The sequence below is a fragment of the Vibrio sp. 1457 genome (assembly GCF_033340195.1).
GTDB classification, from domain to species: Bacteria; Pseudomonadota; Gammaproteobacteria; order Enterobacterales; family Vibrionaceae; genus Vibrio; species Vibrio alginolyticus.
In genome coordinates this window covers 213,123-233,035 of sequence record NZ_JAWOWA010000002.1, presented here as the reverse complement: position 1 = coordinate 233,035, position 19,913 = coordinate 213,123, and the positions used below count along the sequence as shown (strand labels likewise).

The 19,913-nt window shown below is 45.3% G+C and carries 5 protein-coding genes; 3 read left to right on the top strand and 2 right to left on the bottom strand.

The window, feature by feature from the left end; genetic code table 11:
• Nucleotides 1-92 precede the first annotated feature (92 nt).
• Entirely contained in the window at nucleotides 93-3,335 is a 3,243-nt protein-coding gene (locus R7Z41_RS02855; RefSeq protein WP_318136304.1) for a tandem-95 repeat protein, read from the top strand.
• Complete coding sequence (locus R7Z41_RS02850; protein WP_318136305.1) at nucleotides 3,322-11,511, top strand: tandem-95 repeat protein; 8,190 nt, start codon at nucleotides 3,322-3,324, stop codon at nucleotides 11,509-11,511. Before R7Z41_RS02855 ends, R7Z41_RS02850 begins: the two co-directional genes overlap by 14 nt.
• Nucleotides 11,512-11,598: 87 nt before the next feature.
• Here the strand turns inward: R7Z41_RS02850 and R7Z41_RS02845 are convergent, their stop codons facing one another.
• Together R7Z41_RS02845 and R7Z41_RS02840 are read right to left on the bottom strand one after the other, a co-directional pair.
• On the bottom strand, nucleotides 11,599-12,213 hold the full coding sequence (locus tag R7Z41_RS02845) for an OmpA family protein (RefSeq protein WP_005377363.1): 615 nt from the start codon (nucleotides 12,211-12,213) through the stop codon (nucleotides 11,599-11,601).
• Between the two features lie 2 nt (nucleotides 12,214-12,215).
• A complete protein-coding gene (locus tag R7Z41_RS02840) occupies nucleotides 12,216-13,529 on the bottom strand; it encodes a TolC family outer membrane protein (protein WP_021707835.1) in 1,314 nt (437 codons plus the stop codon).
• Between the two features lie 389 nt (nucleotides 13,530-13,918).
• On the opposite strand from R7Z41_RS02840, the gene R7Z41_RS02835 reads away from it, so the two are divergent.
• Nucleotides 13,919-19,903, top strand: coding sequence for a Calx-beta domain-containing protein (locus R7Z41_RS02835; RefSeq protein WP_318136306.1), 5,985 nt, complete (start codon nucleotides 13,919-13,921; stop codon nucleotides 19,901-19,903).
• The last annotated feature ends 10 nt before the right edge of the window (nucleotides 19,904-19,913 follow it).

Here is a 19,913-nt window from a genome sequence, read left to right as displayed (position 1 = left end):
AATTGCTGTTATTGCACTATATATTCGGGCAATATATAGCAAATTAGTATTGTTAGTCAAAAACTTGACAGTTATTTAGGGTTAAGGTTTATATGGATCATACAGCATTAGTGCCACTCGGTAATCAAGTCGTCGTAATAGGTTTGGATGGGCAGCTGAGAGTCCTTGCAGAAGGACAGCAGCCTCTACCAGGTGAAGTGATAGTGGCAATGACAGATGCTGCGCCTCAAGACCTGAAAATTCAGCTTGCTCAAGAGCAAGGTTTAAAAGATATTTCAGACGATGTAGCACAGATTATTAGTGCTATTGAGCAAGGTCAAGACCCTTCTGCTATTGATGAAGAACTCGCACCTGCAGCGGGTGAAAATAGTGGCTCCAGTTTGCAAAATAGTGCCACGATTGTACGAGATGGTACTGAAGTGCTAGCCTCAACAAACTTTGAAACTATTGGCTTAGAATCCCTCGGCTTATCTGAAACTCAAGCGTTGACCTTAAATGACTTCTTCACAACAGGTATCGAGACAAGTGGGGATGGCTCAAGTAAGCCACTTACTAATTCTCCAGTGACATTAAGCGCTGTTGAGGAAGATAGCGATCCAATCACGATAACTACTGAAGAATTACTATCGAACGTCAATATTGATGATGCCGATACTCTTGTCATTACAAACGTCACTATTGAGAGTGGGAATGGCACCTTAATTGATAACAGCGATGGATCTTGGACTTACATTCCAGAGGCTGACGATGACACTGAAGTGTCATTCTCCTATGACATTATTGATAAAGATGGCGGTGTTATTAATGGCACTGCTAACTTAGATATTACGCCTGTTAATGACGCGCCAATAGCAACTAATGATGCGATTCAAACTGACGAGGATTCCCAGGTTGTAATTGATGTGCTCGCTAACGACAGTGATATTGAAGGTGATGATTTAATCATTACCTCTGTTTCTGTACCAGAAGAGCAAGGTATCGTTGAGATTATCGATGGTAAGCTTGTTTTCACTCCGGCCGAAAATTTCAACGGTAATGCAACGATTAGCTACACCATCACAGATGGTGAGTTAGAGGATGAAGCTCAAGTTTCGGTAACAGTAAACTCAGTTAACGATGCGCCTATTGCCTCTAATGATACAACAATTACAGAGGAAGATAGTTCAGTAACGGTTGATGTCCTGCCAAACGACACCGACATTGATGGCGATACGCTGTCGATTGAATCGGCTTCCGTACCTGAAACACAAGGTACAGTTGAGATCGTTGATGGCAAACTGGTCTTCATACCGGCTGAGAACTTCCATGGTGACGCTGAAATCACTTACACCGTGACCGATGGTGCACTGACTGACCAAGCGACGGTTAACGTCACCGTGAATGCGGTGAACGACACGCCTGTGGTTGAAAGCAGCATTGCAGACCAAACCTTGGCGGAAGATTTCACACCATACAGCATCAATCTGAATACCGCTTTCAGCGATGTGGATAACGTGGATGGCGAGTTAACGTTTAGCGTCTCTGGCAACAGCAACATTCAAGTGGCGATCGTCAATGGGATTGCTACGTTCACTCCAACTGCAGACTGGAACGGCTCAGAAGCGCTGACGTTTACGGCTACCGATCTAAGCGGCGAGAGCGTTAGCCAAACGGTGAACTTCACAGTAGCGCCAGTGGCGGACATCGTGGCAGATAAAGCGACGGTTGTGGAAGATACGCCAACCATCATTAAGGTCTTAGATAACGACACGTTCGAAGGCGACGACAAAGTGGTGTCGCTGGATACCAACAATGGACCAGCTAACGGCACGGTCTCGGTCAACCCGGATGGCAGCGTGACCTACACGCCGAATGACAACTACCACGGTACAGACAGCTTCACCTACATCGTTACGTCGGGTGGGGTATCAGAGTCCACCACGGTGAACGTCGATGTCACACCAGTCAACGATGCGCCAGTGGCAAACGATGACACGGCCATTACTGACGAAGACACGCCAGTGACGATTGATGTCCTGCCAAACGATACTGACATCGATGGTGATACATTACGTATTGACTCGGCGTCTGTGCCGAGTGACCAAGGGACAGTTGAGATTGTTGATGGCAAACTGGTGTTCACACCGGCTGAGAACTTCCATGGTGACGCTGAAATCACTTATACCGTCACCGATGGTTCGCTGACTGACCAAGCGACGGTCAACGTCACCGTGAATGCGGTGAACGACACGCCTGTGGTTGAAAGCAACATTGCAGACCAAACCTTGGCGGAAGATTTCACGCCATACAGCATCGATCTAAATACTGCTTTCAGCGATGTGGATAACGTGGATGGTGAGTTAACGTTTAGCGTCTCAGGCAACAGTAATGTCAATGTCTCAATAGAAAATGGCATTGCTACGTTCACTCCAACCGCGGACTGGAACGGCTCAGAAGCATTGACCTTTACTGCCACCGATCCAAGCGGCGAGAGCGTTAGCCAAACGGTGAACTTCATAGTAGCGCCAGTGGCGGATATCGTGGCAGATAAAGCGACGGTTGTGGAAGACACGCCAACCATCATTAAGGTTTTAGGTAACGACACGTTCGAAGGCGACGATAAAGTGGTGTCGCTGGATACCAATAACGGTCCAGCTAACGGCACGGTCTCGGTCAACCCGGATGGCAGCGTCACTTACACGCCAAACGACAACTTCCACGGCACAGACAGCTTCACCTACATCGTTACGTCAGGTGGGGTGTCAGAGTCCACCACGGTGAACGTCGATGTGACGCCAGTGAACGATGCGCCAGTGGCGACCAATGACAATGCCGTTACTGACGAAGACACGCCAGTGACGATTGATGTCCTGCCAAACGACACCGATATTGATGGTGATAAGCTGTCGATTGAATCGGCTTCCGTACCTGAAACACAAGGCACAGTTGAGATCGTTGATGGCAAACTGGTCTTCACACCGGCTGAGAACTTCCATGGTGACGCTGAAATTACTTACACGATTACTGATGGTGCACTGACTGACCAAGCAACGGTCAACGTCACCGTGAATGCGGTGAACGACACGCCTGTGGTTGAAAGCAACATTGCAGACCAAACCTTGGCGGAAGATTTTACGCCATACAGCATCGATCTGAATACGGCCTTCAGTGATGTGGATAACGCCGATGGTGAGTTAACGTTTAGCGTTTCTGGTAATAGCAACATTCAAGTGGCGATCGTCAATGGGATTGCTACGTTCACTCCAACCGCAGACTGGAATGGCTCAGAAACCCTAACCTTTACCGCCACCGATCCAAACGGTGAACTTCACAGTGGCGCCTGTGGCAGATATTGAATCTGACCGCGCTACGGTTGTGGAAGACACACCAACCATCATCAAGGTTTTAGGTAACGACACGTTCGAAGGCGACGACAAAGTGGTGTCGCTCGATAGCAATAACGGTCCAGCCAACGGCACGGTCTCGGTCAACCCGGACGGCAGCGTCACTTACACGCCAAACGACAACTTCCACGGTACAGACAGCTTCACGTACATCGTTACCTCCGGTGGGGTATCGGAATTCACCACGGTGAACGTCGATGTGACGCCAGTGAACGATGCGCCAGTGGCGACCAATGACAATGCCGTTACTGACGAAGACACGCCAGTGACGATTGATGTCCTGCCAAACGACACCGATATTGATGGCGATAAGTTGTCTATCCAATCGGCGTCTGTACCTGAAGCGCAAGGCACAGTTGAGATTGTTGATGGAAAATTGGTCTTTACACCGGCCGAGAACTTCAATGGTGACGCCGAAATCACTTACACCATCACTGATGGTTCGCTGACTGACCAAGCGAAAGTAGCTGTTACCGTTAACCCAGTAAACGATGCGCCAACGATCAAGGTCGATGCTGTAGAAAGTATCACTGAAGATGCAGTGAATACCGATACGGTAGTGGCAACGTTGGAAGTCGCTGATATCGACACGCCAGAAGAGCAATTAACCGTTTCTTTAGAAAACAACTCAAACGGCTACTTTGCGCTAGTTGGCGATGAAGTCAAACTGACTCAAGCGGGTGTTGACGCGGTTAACAACGACGAACTCAACCTTAAAGACCTAACGATCAGCGCATCAGTATCGGATGGTGTTAATCCAACGGTTAGCGACAGTGATAGTTTGATTGTGAATCGCGTTAACGATGCACCAACAGTCGACAATGTGATTTCAGATCAAGTGTTAGCAGAAGATTTTACGATCTACACGATTGATTTAAACGACGCATTTAAAGACAGCGACTCCGCACTGAACTTCTCAGTGTCCGGCAACAGCAACGTGTTGGTGTCGATTGAAAATGGCATCGCGACCATTAGCCCAACTGCGGACTGGAACGGCTCAGAAACCCTAACCTTTACCGCCACCGATCCAAGCGGTGAAAGCGTTAGCCAAACGGTGAACTTCACAGTGGCGCCTGTGGCAGATATTGAATCTGACCGCGCGACGGTTGTGGAAGACACACCAACCATCATCAAGGTTTTAGGTAACGACACGTTCGAAGGCGACGACAAAGTGGTGTCGCTGGATACCAATAACGGTCCAGCTAACGGCACGGTCTCGGTCAACCCGGACGGCAGCGTCACTTACACGCCAAACGACAACTTCCACGGGGCAGACAGCTTCACCTACATCGTCACCTCCGGTGGTGTCAGTGAATCCACCATTGTTAACGTCGATGTCACGCCAGTAAACGACAAACCTGACAGTGAAGACTTTACGCATGTGGCCGATGATCAGCTTACGCACGTTGTGTTTGATACCGATACGAAGCCTCTGGGTCACGGTGACTCTCAAGATCATATCGCGGATGTTGAAGACGACTTAAAAGGCAACGATCTACATGTCCGAATTACTGAACTGCCAACCTCAGGTACGTTGTTCTTTAAAGATAGTGATGGTGAGCTGCACGAAATTAAAGAAGTAAGCGATACGCTTTATGACAAAGACAGCCTTTACTATGAAGCTGATAATGTGGGTTTCTTGTTAGGTATCAAGGATCGCCCAGATACACTAAATAGTTCCGAGTCTACAACAGATTTCAATAATTGGGGGCTAAGTGAGGACGGAGGTCCATCACACTCCCGTACTGAGCATTTAGCAAATGGAGCTTCTATCACCATTTCTTCTGATAGCGGTGAGCTTGCGCAGTACAACCGCCAGGTGTCACACATCGGCAATGGTATCGCTGACAATGATGGGCAGGGTATTGAGAAAGGTGAAACGATTACGATCGATTTGTCTAATAATCCTGTGGGCAGCGTAAACCTTGGCTTAGATGGATTAGGTGGATTGTTTGATTACGGTGATGACAACGCAGCACTTATTACGGTTACATACTTAGATTCAAATAATGTCCAACAGACTCAAACGTTCGAGTTTTTGAAGCCTGAAGGCAACTTCATGCTATTCCAAGAAACAAGCGTTGGTTATGGGAAAGATCTAGCTCTTCCTGAAGGTTCGGTCATTACTCAGTTAGATTTTTCTACGAAAAATGAAGGGAACTGGGAGTTACGTTATGTAGAAGGTGTACCTGCCGAAGACAGCTTTGGATATGTGGCAGTCGACTCTGAAAATGGCGTTAGCGATCCATCTACAGTCAATATCGTTAATGAAATGCTAGATGGTAATATTGCTGAAAATGGGCCAAGCCTGTCTGTGGTCGGTGATAGCGTGACTGAGGGTGACAATGTCACGTTCTCGGTTGTTCTAAATGAAACCACTAGCACTGCCGTTAAGTACCAAGTTGATATGCTTGCTCAAGGTTCTTCAGTTGATAAGAATGACGTAAATCTATCAAATGCAACCTATACAAATGGTGTTGTTTTCTTAGGTGGTTACTTGATTGTTCCTGCAGGTATAAGTAGCTTCGAAATATCGATTCCGACTATTGATGACTTGGTTGTGGAAAGCAGCGAAACGATCGTTCTTGAGATCGGCGGTGAAACGGGGACGGCAACAGTTCTTGATAATGACAGTACAAAACTTAGCGTAGTAGATGCCGGCGATGTCATTGAAGGAACTGACGCAATATTTACCGTTTTACTCTCTAACCCTGTTCAAGAGGCCGTTGTCGTCAATCTGAAGTCAACAACAAATGATAGCTATACTGCGGAAGATGTTGATTTAGGCACTATGGTAGTGACCTATGTGGATACTCATGGTCAAACTCAAACATTAGATATGGCGCCTAATGGAGACGTTACCATACCTCCAGGTGTCGCTGAAATTAAAGTCGCAGTCCCGACCAAACTAGATAATGTCCATGAAGGTGATGAGAGCTTTGGTCTGACGGTTACGGAAATCGGTAGTGTCACCAGTAATGGTATTGCAACTGGTAACGCAAATATTGTGGATTCTGATCCTGCACCTTTAGTTAGTATTAGTGCCGATCAAAACAGCGTAAATGAAGGTGAAACGGCAGGCTTTACGCTGACACTTGATAAAGTTGCAGATGAGAGTGTTACGGTTCATGTCGAATATAGTGGCGTGGCCCAAGATGGAAAAGATTTTGTTGGCGTTCTGAGTGTTGAAGTTCCTGCGGGTCAATCTTCAGCTGCTCTTGACTTACTGACGGTCACCGATGGTATTTATGAGGGCGCAGAATCTTTCACAGTAACCATTAAAGAGGTTGATGGCGCTGATGCGAGCATTGCTTCAAATAACAGCGCAAGTGTTGTGATCGTTGATGCCCAAAGTGCACCGAAAGTGACTATTAGCTCAGATCAATCCTCAGTTGATGAAGGTAGTGATGCAAAATTTATCGTCAACATTGACCAAAAAGCAGATGAAGATGTACTGGTAACATTCACAATCGGAGGGAATGTTGATGACAAAGATTATATTGCTCCAAGTACGTACACAGTCACGATTCCAGCGGGTAAAACGTCGGCGCCGATTGATATAAAAACTCTCGATGATGGTATTTACGAAGATCTTGAAAACCTAACCGTGACTCTAATTGATACGGTTGGTGCAGATTCGACGCTTGCAAGTGACTCGAATGAAGTAACAGTCTCTATTATAGATGCTCAGCACGCTCCAGAGTTTATTTCTGGCGGCGATAGTGCTGGTGACAAACCAAATGATGATGTTTACGACTTCGGGTCAGTTAACGAAAACACGGTGAGTGGGGCCGTTATCGGCACGGTCGTTGCTGAAGATCACGATAATGACGTGCTTGTATACCGCTTTGCAGATGGCTCGAGCACTAATGGTATTTTTGATATCGACCCGACAAGTGGAGAGATTTCATTGAACAAGACAATCGATGATGTTGACTTGGGCGATTATACGCTTCAGGTTGAGGTTATCGATGGAACTGGCGGGATTGATACTGCCGAGGTAAATGTTTCTCTGGTAAATGTGAATGATGCTCCTGAATCTTCGCCTTCAGTGGTTGAGATGAATGAAGATACTCAAGTGATGCTTGATTGGTCATCATTCGGTATTAGCGATGTGGACTCTGATGTATCAGATCTATCCGTCCAAATTACAACGCTTCCTAGCGATGGCTCATTAGAGTACAGAGATTCGCAAGGCGATTGGCAGTCTGTACAAATCGATCAAGTCCTCGATAAATCGCTTTTTGAGGAAAACGGTGTTCGTTTTGTACCTGAATTAAATGAATCAGGCAGTGACAGCTTCGGCGGAAATCAAGTCGGAGATCAGGAATCTAGTTACGCTCAAATTGGTTTTAAACCGACAGATGGGCAGAGCTCTGGTCAAGAGTCGACACTGACAATAGACGTGAACCCTGTAGCTGACAAACCGAACTTAATTGCAGTGACGCCATTAAACTCATTGCCTCAACAAGAGTTTAACGTTACGACATGGAGTAATGTTCAAGTTGGTTCTAGTGATGGTATGGGGGTCAATGGAGAGACTCTAATCTCAGCGATCAACGCTCTTAATGAAGCCGATGGTACTCGATTGAGTTGGGCAAATGTGGAAGATTTAGGGACTCATGCAACCTTGGCAAATGAGGCCGTTCTAGTCACATCTCTTGTTTATCTCGAAGCTGGCTCGAGTTACGACTTTGTCGGTCAAGCCGATGATAGCCTTGCAATTAAGTTGGGTGGTACGTTACTTGATCAAGCTCGTTGGGGGAGCGACAGTGGTGATATTAAGGGAGCTAGCTTTACCCCTTCGGTATCTGGCTTTTATCCAATTGAAATTTATCACCATAACCAAAGTGGTCCGGGTAACTTTAATGTGGATGTATCCATTAATGGACAAGCGCCTGTCAACCTGAGCAATAGTAGTCTTTACGTAGTTAGTGATGAAAGTGCACTAGAAGCAACTGATATCAGAACGTCTGAACTACAAGAAGTTAATGGTGTTGCGTTTTACGAAACATACCAGCTGAACGAAGGGTTACAAGATACAGCGATACCGCTCTCTGAAATTAAAGCAAGCTTAAATGATACAGATGGCTCTGAATCACTTAAAGTCACGCTAACTGGCTTACCTGTAGGTGCGATCCTTTCAGATGGAAATAGTTCTATTACTGTCGCAACTATTGATGAAGAACTGGACGTGACAAGTTGGGCATTAGATGCACTTACTGTGACTCCACCTGCGGGCTCCCATGATGACTTCACTATCAATTTGACTGCAACGAGTACAGAAAGCTCGAATGGTGATTCAGCAGAATCTAACTTGGCGATCAATGTTGTAGTACATGAGAACTTACCGACGGAAACGGAAAGTGATTTGGGCGAAACCATAGAAGACAATACTCTACAAGGGAATGTATTGCTTAATGACTCTGACGGCGACAATATTCTGATGGTAGATCATCTTACTATCGATGGTGCTGATTACGAGGTAGGCGAAAGTGTTTCTTTGACTAGTGGTACGTTACTAGTAAACCGAGATGGTAGTTACATATTTGAACCTGCTGAGCATTGGTCAGGTGACGTTCCATTAATTAGCTATACCACAAATACTGGCGTAACAAATACACTTGATATCAATGTTGTTGCTATCGCAGATGCACCTACGATCACGATCAATGTTGGCGACTTAGTTAAACGAGATGCTATTGATCCAAACCATCACTTAGCTACATCGGCAATAAATAATACCAATACCGAAAATGAGGCTGTCGCAGCCAACCTTGGGTTGGATAATGCAGTACCTAAAATTAATACACACGCTGGTGTTGTGTTGGGAGTCAATACTGACTTAAGTGACACCGACAGCTTGTTTGTTGGGACAGATTTCAACGATGTATTCTATGGTGGCGGTGGCGATGACGTATTTGTTGGCGGTGGTAACAATGATACGTTTTATGGTGATGACGCGACCAGTCTTACTCTGCATGATGGTAAAGATACAGTCTACTTAACAGGGAACTTTGATGACTACAAAATGACCTTCAAAGACGATCATGGAGGTAAAGTTCCATATTGGATTTTATTAGATAGTCGTTCTATCGATTCGGTAAACGATCATACAGGTAGTGATGACCGAGGTGATCATTTATATGAAATTGAACGCGTTGTTTTTGCAGACAAAATTGTTGATTTGAAACCTGATGGCACTTATGAAGTGCTTCAAGATCGCTGGATTTCGGTCGATGTGGATGTTGATCTAGTTGATGTCGATGGAAGTGAGGATTTAGCGCAGACTGCTCTTGTACAAGATCTACCAGACGGTGTTGACGTGTATGTTGATGGGGTCGCAATTAAGCAAGATTCAAATGGAGATTACCCTGTCACTCTTGGTACAGATGGTAAGCTTTCCCTGGATATCAGAGTGCCATTCGATTATGAAGGCAGCTTAGAGTTCCCGCTAAGCGTTACTGCTACGTCTGTTGAAGGATCAAATAATGACGCAGCTTCAACAACTGAATCCGTTGAGCTTACAGCTCGTGACTATGTGTTGGAGTCGGGATCGCATGGGAATGATCAGATAACGGGTAGTGACGATCACGATATTATTGTTGGTGATGTTCAAGGATTGGAGATCATTGCAGGTCAGGACTACAACATCGCATTTGTTCTGGACACTTCAGGGAGCATGGGTAACTGGGTAGGAACTGCGAAGCAAGAAGTGCTAGATGTGTTTGATGAGCTGTTAAGTGCGGTAAATCAAGGAGAGAAGCCAGGGACAGTGAATATTCACCTTAGTGAATTTGCTTCAAGTGCATCAGCGGTGATTTCTGTTGACTTGAGTTCTCTTACAGCAAGAAAAGAGTTTGTAGAAGAGTTGAATCGTGTAATTGATGATGAGGGTTCTGGCGGCACAAACTATGAGGCGGGCTTACAGTCGGCCGTTGAATGGTTCAGCAGTCAACCTAACCCTAATGGCCAAAATATCACGTACTTTGTTACGGATGGTCAACCAAATAGAGCAACATACCTCTATGGTGTAGCACCGAGTGAATTCTCGAAAGTGATTTTGGACGTCGATAATTCTGGCAAGCTTGTTACCCTGCAAGATATTGCGAGTAAAAACAATTACTCATACGGACAAACAGTTACCTACAAAGGTGATGTCGTTATAGATAGTTACGGTAAGGTTTATTCACCGCTAACAGGAAGAATCCTTGGCGATATCGACAGATATTATGGCTCTATCCGTTATTACGATGAAGGGAATAGCTCGACACAAGCTCAACACATGTATCAAGTACTAGCGGCATTGTCCTCTATAGAAGCGATAGGTCTTGGGAGTGGCGTTGATGAACATACACTCAAGCAGTATGACACTGATGGTGTGGTAGAGTCAGATATTGATGTTACTAAGCTTGCTGAAACGATATTGGGTCAAGATGTACCTCTCAAACAAGGTTCAGACACTATTCAAGGAGGTGAAGGTAACGATATCTTGTTAGGTGACTTAATTGAGTTTGGTGGTAATGAACAAGGCTTAAGTGCGATTCAATCACATGTGGCGCAGCAAACGGGTCAGGATGTGTCTACCGTTGACGGCGAAGATATACATGAGTACGTTAGAAATAACTTGGAAGAATTCAACCAAACTCACCAAGGAGATAAATCGGATAATTTATATGGCGGCGCTGGTGATGACTTACTATTTGGTCATGGTGGCAACGACATACTCGTTGGCGGTGAAGGGGATGATATTCTGATTGGTGGTTTAGGTAGTGATACTTTAACAGGGTCAGAAGGGGCGGACATCTTTAAGTGGAGTGAAGTCACTAACGATGTTGATACTGTCACTGACTTCAATAAAAATGAAGACGCTCTAGACTTCTCAGATCTGTTTGACGACTTATCTAAAGATGAAATTGGAGAGCTTCTTAATGATCTTCAATCAGGTGATCATACTGGTGATGTCGGAGAGTATCATGTAGAAGTGGCACCAGACGGGGGATCTGAGGCAAACCTGAGTATTACAAAAGGGAGCTCGACATTGGACATCCATTTTGACGGTGCAAGTGTTGATGATGTGACTCAAAGCTTAATTGCGAGTTTAGAAGCTCAGTACAAAGACATGTAGTAGCGCTAAACTGTAGTCAAATTTAAAATCAAAAAAGGTCTAGCAATTTGCTAGACCTTTTATTTTTACGGTCTGTTTATTGTTGTGCTAGCTTTTTGGAAGTGTTGTGAAAACGGTCCATTCTTTCTTCACTTCACCCTTGTGGCCAATCACTGTTGCGGTTACTCGACGGTTCAATGCGTGACTAACTTGGTCTGTACCTTGTGTTGCAAGTACTGTGTCTCCATAGCCGACAATGGTAACTCTATCTCCACTAATGCCATTCTTCATTAGCTCTTTTCTAACGTTTTCAGCGCGGCGCTTAGATAGGTCAAGATTATGTTCTGCAGTACCAGTGCGACTAGCATAACCTTGAATCTCTATAGACGTGTTCGGGTACTCTTTCAAAAAGTCTGATAGTTCAAGAATTTGTTGCGTAAAGATAGGGTTGATCACATCGGAATCGTTCGCAAATAGTACTCGAATTTGCATTTCTTGTGAGGAGTCAACGTACGAACCACAACCGTCGTTGTCTATTTCGGCACCCAAAGGTGTACCCGGGCACAAATCTCGCTCGTTAATGACTCCGTCAGAGTCATCATCTATATGATCAGCCCACTGATCGGCAATTGGGGTATCTATGTAATCATATTCATCACCACGATCTGATGAACTGCATGCGGAGAGCATTAATGAGAGTGTAATAAAAGCTATGTGTTTCATAATTAATACTCCACTTCTTCTAGCCATTCTTTAGGCATTTCAACCCTTAATGCACTCAACAGTTGCCCAGTTGCGTTCATCACTCGATATTTGGCGTACTGCTCTGCGTATTTAGAATCTAAGTAGTCTTTACGCGCCTCAAAGAGCTCGTTTTCAGTGTTCAATAGATCAAGCAGTGTTCGTTTACCGATGCGATATTGCTTCTCGTAAGCAATTACGGTCTCAGACGCAGAGTCTACATGATCTGATAGAAACTCTTTTTGTTGTAATGTTAAATCAAGCGCACTCCAAGAAAGCCTTAATCCTTCTTCAACATTGCGATAGGCACCTTCACGCAAGTCTTTTGCTTTATTTAGCTGGTAGGCAAAGTTTTCTGAGTTCGCTGCATCACTGCCACCATTGAATAGGTTGTAGCGTAGACGCAGCATGGCAAGTGTCTCATCACTTCGACCTTTTAAACCATCAGCGTCGTCACGCCATGTTTGCGAAGCTTCAATTGAAATGGTTGGGTAATTAACACCTTTAGACTGTTTGTATTGAAACTTAGCCGAGTCTACGTCTGCGAGCGCCACTTGAATAACGGGATGAAGTTCAAATGCCAAGCCTACCGCTTCATCAACCGTGTACGGGATAAAGTTTTGGTCCGCTCTCGGAAAGATTAACCCTTGTGGTGTTTGACCGACTAAACGAGTGAACATCGTGTGAGAGTCATACAGGTTATTTTGAGCAGCAGCTAAGTTTCCGTGTGCTTTTGCCAAACGTGCTTCTACCTGCGTCAAGTCAGCAGTAGAGCCGATACCCGAGTTGACTCGTTTTTTAATGTCATCGTAAATATCTTTATGAACAGCAAGGTTGTTTTCTGAAAGCTTTAGGACTTCATACGCTTTAACAGCGTCCAAGTACACTTTAGTCACTTCAAGTGCCTTATCTGAAGCATCTGCTAAGAGTTGAAATCTAACAGATTCAGCATCAGCTGCGGTTCGATCAATATCATTTAACGTAGCGCTACCATCCCATATTAGTTGGGTCAGTGTCACTGAAGCTTCCTTTCGAGTGTAATCCGTGTCTCCTCGACCAACTTCATCTGACGGGTCTAATCCTTCATATCCAATTCCAGCATCTAGATCAACAGAGGGGAGGTAAGCACCTGATGAAGCTTCATTTATGTACTTCTGGCTCATAAACTCGTTAAATGCACTTTTAATATCGGGGTTATTTTGTAGCGTCTGTGCAACCGCTTGCTCTAGAGTTTGACCGAAAACTGGTGAAGACACTATTAAGCAACAGCAGGCTATATGTACTCGATTCCATCTCACGTTAGTTCTCCTAAAATCATGTCGCTCTTATTCTGTTTCATATTTGAGACGAGAAGTTACAAACAATGAATTTTCTTAGTGCGTATTATCAACTTGTTGATGTTTAAATGTTTAATTCAATAAAAAACAACAATCTTACTCTCTAAACTCTAGCATACGAGGCAAAGCTTGCTTGGTAAGTGGTCGATTTTTTCGTAGAAAACCTTTTTATCTTAAGAGCATAGCGGAAACTGGTTTAAATGAAGGCAAATTCTTCGGTTATTTTCCTTATTACTCTCAAAAAACTAAATCCTCTTGGAATAAAACGAAAAATTCATATTTTGTCTAAACTATAGACGTGTTTAGTGCAGTAACAAGCCTTTAATTAAACTAATACAAGGATGAAGAGCATGGATCGAGTAGCGTTAAGTTCATTGATGAGCAATGTCGTGGTTATAGGGCTTGATGGGAACCTGAGAAGTCTTGAAAGTGGTCAGCTACCTCAGCCTGGTGAATTAATTATTGAGGAAGTTTCTGATACATCAGAATTAATTGTACAACAGGTAACACCGCAAGGTAGTTCAATTAACGTTACTGATGATGTCACTGCGCTAATCGAGGCTATCGCTAGTGGAGAAGACCCGGCTGCTCTTGGTGAGGATTTTGAGCCAGCTGCTGGTGAGGAAAGTGGTTCTAGCCCCCAAAATACTGGTGCAATAGATCGTACTGGCGCTGAATTGTTGGCTAGTACGAATTTTGAGACCGTCGGTATTGATGGAATCGGACTATCTACAACTCAAGCACTATCTTTGTTGGATCTTTTCAGAGTAATTAATGGCCCTGTACCACCGACTATATTAGTTCAAGAAATATCTAGTCCGACTATCAACGAAGGTGACCAAGTTGTATTCGATATTACTCTAAGTCAAACAACTGAAGACAATACTGATGTCATTCTTTCTCTCCTTGATGGAACCGCAACAGGCGGCTCAGCTGACGATAACGGGAGTGACTACGTCAATGAGCGTGTCCTCATAACATTTTCTGATGGTACAACAGAAGAAGTTTCAGTCGGTGAAAGCGGAACCTTTACCATTTCGATCCCACCGGGTGAAAGTGGCTTTACGGTCTCTATAGACTCTATTGACGACTCTATATTTGAAGGCCCAGAAACGTTTACGCTCTCTGGCACGACAGAAGAACAAAGCACACCTGTTACTGGGACTGCCACTATTTTAGATGATGGTAGTGGACCTGGCTCAAATCCTGATGATGATCGCCCAGCGGTAACGATGAGTGATGCAGGTACGGTTAATGAGGGCGAGACAGCGAATTTCAAAGTGACGTTGTCGAACGCCTCCGAGTCTACAGTTCAAGTCGAGCTAGGCCTCAACTTGGGTGACACCGAAGCCGGTGACTTAGGTACCTTAGAATACAACACAGGCTCCGGTTGGGTTGCAGTGCCAAACGATGGTGTGGTGACCGTGCCAGCAGGGCAAACTGAGTTTGATGTGCGTATTGCTTCCATTGATGACGCCGTTTATGAAGGTCCAGAAGATTTCAGTGTGACGGTGACTGGCATTGGCGCAGTGCAAGGCAGCGATACGGGAACGGCAACGATAGTGGACGACGGCACGGGTCCAGGCTCTGATCCGGATGATGACCGTCCAAGCGTGACAATTTCAGATGCTGGCACCATTAATGAGGGTGACACAGCGAACTTCAAAGTGACGCTATCGAACGCGTCTGAAGCGGAAACGCAAGTGGAATTGGGTCTTAATCTTGGCGATACCGAAGTTGGAGATTTGGGCACCCTAGAATACAACACGGGAAGCGGTTGGGTTGCAATGCCAAACGATGGTGTGGTGACCGTGCCAGAGGGGCAAACTGAGTTTGATGTGCGCATTGCTTCCATTGATGACGCTGTTTATGAAGGCCCTGAAGATTTCAGTGTGACGGTAACCGGCATTGGCGCAGTGCAAGGCAGCGATACCGGTACGGCAACGATTGTGGATGACGGCAGTGGTCCGGGCCCTGATCCGGATGATGACCGTCCAAGCGTGACTATTTCAGACGCTGGCACCATCAATGAGGGTGAGACAGCGAACTTCAAAGTGACGCTGTCGAATGCCTCCGAGTCCACTGTTCAAGTCGAGCTAGGCCTGAACTTAGGTGACACCGAAGTTGGAGACTTAGGTACCTTAGAATACAACACAGGCTCCGGTTGGGTTGCAGTGCCAAACGATGGTGTGGTGACCGTGCCAGCAGGGCAAACTGAGTTTGATGTGCGTATTGCTTCCATTGATGACGCTGTTTATGAAGGCCCAGAAGATTTCAGTGTGACGGTGACTGGCATTGGGGCGGTGCAAGGTAGCGATACGGGTACGGCGACGATTGTGGATGACGGCACGGGTCCAGGCCCTGACCCGGATGATGATCGTCCAAGCGTGACTATTTCAGACGCTGGCACCATCAATGAGGGTGACACAGCGAACTTCAAAGTGACGCTGTCGAACGCGTCTGAAGCGGAAACGCAAGTGGAATTGGGTCTTAATCTTGGCGATACCGAAGTTGGAGACTTAGGTACCTTGGAATACAACACAGGCTCCGGTTGGGTTGCAGTGCCAAACGATGGCGTGGTAACGGTGCCAGCTGGGCAAACCGAATTTGATGTGCGCATTGCTTCCATTGATGACGCCGTTTATGAAGGCCCTGAAGATTTCAGTGTGACAGTAACCGGCATTGGCGCAGTACAAGGCAGTGATACGGGTACGGCAACGATAGTGGACGATGGCACGGGTCCGGGCCCTGATCCGGATGATGACCGTCCAAGCGTGACTATTTCAGACGCTGGCACCATCAATGAGGGTGAGACAGCGAACTTCAAAGTGACGCTGTCGAATGCCTCCGAGTCCACTGTTCAAGTCGAGCTAGGCCTGAACTTAGGTGACACCGAAGTTGGAGACTTAGGCACCTTAGAATACAACACCGGAAGCGGTTGGGTTGCAGTACCAAACGATGGCGTGGTAACGGTGCCAGCTGGGCAAACCGAATTTGATGTGCGCATTGCTTCCATTGATGACGCCGTTTATGAAGGCCCTGAAGATTTCAGTGTGACAGTAACCGGCATTGCCGCAGTACAAGGCAGTGATACGGGTACGGCGACGATTATTGATAATGATGCTCCTCCTTCTATTTCAAATGTTGTGAATGCAGTTGTTTCGGAAGAAGGTTTAGCTAATGGTATCCCTGATAATACAGGATCACCTTCAGACACCACTAACTCCGCAAGTTTCTCAGGAACATTCACAGTTGCCGATCCAGACACGGCGAATGTTTCAGTGGTATTGGCAGGCCCTAACAACCTAACATCAGGAGGGGAGCCTATATCGTGGACGTGGGACAACAGTACTCAAACGCTGACTGCGAAAACTGCTCACCTGAGCGTTGTTGCTACTGTTGTGCTGAGCGAGCCTTCAGCTTCAGGTCAAGGCTCTTGGGACTATACTATTACTCTGTTTGAGCCACTTGATCATCCTGTTAATGATGTGGAAGACATCATCAACTTTGATTTACAGATTTCTGTAAGTGATGGACAAACAACAACATCTCAAAGCTTAAATGTGGCCGTTGAAGATGATTGCCCATACGTGCCTGTGGTTGTTCAACCCGTCGATGTGTCGCTTACTGGTGCACCTAACGTTCTGACAGGGCGCATAGATTTTGCAGGAAGTGAGGCAGACGCAACCAGTCGAACATTTGGGGATGTTGTTGTGACTGCAAACGGTTTTGTGTCTGACGAATCTGTGATGCTGGGAACAGCTGAAATCAATCAATCATCAGAAGGGATTGGCGTTAAAAGTTCTGGTAACAACGGCTTCCAATTAGAAAACGAAGTCGATTATCGATTCGCGGGTAATGAGGGTGTATCAGAGCAGTTAATCATAGACTTAGGCAATAAAGTTGCTTACGGAGCAGAAATAGAATTTGAGAAAATGTTTGGTGGTGAACTTGAGAAAGGAATCGCATCTTTTTATAGAGATGGTGTATTAATTGCTCAGCAATCGTTCAGCTCTGACGCAAGCAGTGGTGATTACGCGGCAAATTTCAATGTTCAACAGGGAGGCTTTGATAAAATCATCCTCGAGGCGACCAGTAATGGCAATGGCCCGGATACTGAAGACAACAGTGACTTTACCGTTAAATCAATAACCTTTACAGGTGCGTACTCTGGCGTGCCAATTGCTAGTGCGGATGGGAACCTCGGTGCTGTATATGGAGCTGATGGCCCTGGTTCTATAGTCTTAAATGGAGGTGAGGCTGGTTTAGAGACTCTAGATGGTAAAGACGTGTTGATATACGTCGATCCACAAAACTCTAATAGACTGATTGCAGAGGCTGATGGAGAGCTTGCATTCGAAGTTCAACTTACACCTAGCACTGGAAAATGGGAGTTCTTCCAATACTTACCTTTGACCTCACCTTATGGCGATGGGGATATCGATTTTAACTACACGATTACTGATAATGATGGAGACAGTAAAACGGGGTACTTTTCTGTCAACCCTTACGCCCCACCAATCGTAGAAGGTGTAACTCTAAACGTTTCTGAGGAAGGCTTAAGCAACGCCATTGCTGATGACTCTGCTCTAAACGGCTTTGATGACACAACTGACTCGAGTACTGATGTAGAACAATTGACGCTGGGTCAAACCGTTGATTCTGTTACGCTCAGTGAACCATCTACAGCTCTTACTAGTAACGGTATCTCTGTAACGTGGACGTTATCAAATAACGACCAAATGCTTATCGGTTCAGCGAACGGTGAAGAGGTTATCAAAATATCAGTCAATGATACTGGAGTGGTATCTACGGAGCTTCTTGGTCCGATTGATCACTCCAACCCATCTGGAGAAGACACCTTAAATATTGAGGTGCCTGTGCTTGTCTCGAATGCTCGTGGTCTTACTAACTCCACAACGGTCGACGTTATTGTGGAAGATGACTCACCAGATTCTGCATCTATTATTCACGATGTAGTTGCAGAAACTAAAGAAAGTGCCAACGTTCAGCTCATAATGGATGTCTCGGGCTCTATGCGAACGGATAATCGCTTGCAGATAATGAAAGATTCGGCAACTCAGTTATTGAATCAATATGAGTCTATCGGTCAAACGCGAGTTCAAATTATTACTTATAGCAGTACAGCATCCACTTACGCTATAGGTGCTGCGACGTGGCTGACGGTCGAGGAGGCCAAAGCGTATATTGAGACGCTAACTGCGGGTGGCGCGACTAACTATAACAACGCGCTAAATGAAGCAAAACAGTCATGGGATGATGTAGGTAAGTTAACCAGTGCGTCGAATGTTAGTTACTTCTTGTCAGATGGTCAGCCAAACCCTGCGTCATCATTTATAAACGACGCTCGCGAGCAGAGTTGGATTGATCACCTAACCGATCCTGATAATCAGATAACAGCCCTAGCGTATGGTATGGGCGTTAATCTTATGCCGGAGCAATTAGATCGCGTAGCATATGATGGCTTTTTGAATCAAGACCTTGATGGTGTTGTGGTTCCTGACGTAACTCAATTACCTCCGGTTATGTTGCAGTCAGTGATTCAACCTGTTGGGGGGAACTTGATGTATACCACTTCTCCAGATACAGGTATTGGTGCAGATGGTGGTTATATTAGCGAAATAGAACATGACGGTGTCACTTATTCGTTTGATGGTACAGACCTAATAGTAACTGACAATAACGATGGTATTTCGCATGCATTTGACGACACAACGATGCAGCTTACTATCTATATCGACAGCAAACATACTCTGGAAATCGACCTAAACGATGGTGCGTATGCATTTTATGGTGCGGTGGGTGATACAGTTGAAACGTTAGACTTCGATTATGTATTGACGGATAACGATGGCGATCAAAGTGAGAATACCCTGCAATTCGTTATTGATGAAAACGGAGGAGTAAATGCTTCAAGTAATGGCTCTGCAAATATTATTGAAGCTGAAGTAGACGTAAGTCATGACATCTTGATCGGTAATGATAACGAGGCAGATGTCTTTAAATGGGTCAACGACTCCTTGGATACAGGAACAGATCTAATTAGAGGTTTTGAGAGAGATTTGGACACCTTAGATCTGAGTGAAGTCGTTGAAGATGCAGGGCACAATACGATAGAAGAACTTCTTAATAGTATTGACTTGAACATTGATGGCGATGACTTATCTCTAGAAATAACCCATAACGATGGAAACTCAATTCAAACTATCGTAATAGAAAACGGGGCGACAGAGTTTAGTGATTTAATCGTGGGAAATGCGGACTTTGAGAGAGATGTGTTATCCGCACTAACTAAGGTTAACTTAGAGCCATAATGAAAAGGGC

Bases quoted from the DNA above. Each gene is read 5' to 3' on its own strand.
- R7Z41_RS02855 (WP_318136304.1), top strand. From the start codon at position 93: ATGGATCATACAGCATTAGTGCCACTCGGTAATCAAGTCGTCGTAATA.
- R7Z41_RS02845 (WP_005377363.1), bottom strand. From the start codon at position 12,213: ATGAAACACATAGCTTTTATTACACTCTCATTAATGCTCTCCGCATGC.
- R7Z41_RS02835 (WP_318136306.1), top strand. From the start codon at position 13,919: ATGGATCGAGTAGCGTTAAGTTCATTGATGAGCAATGTCGTGGTTATA.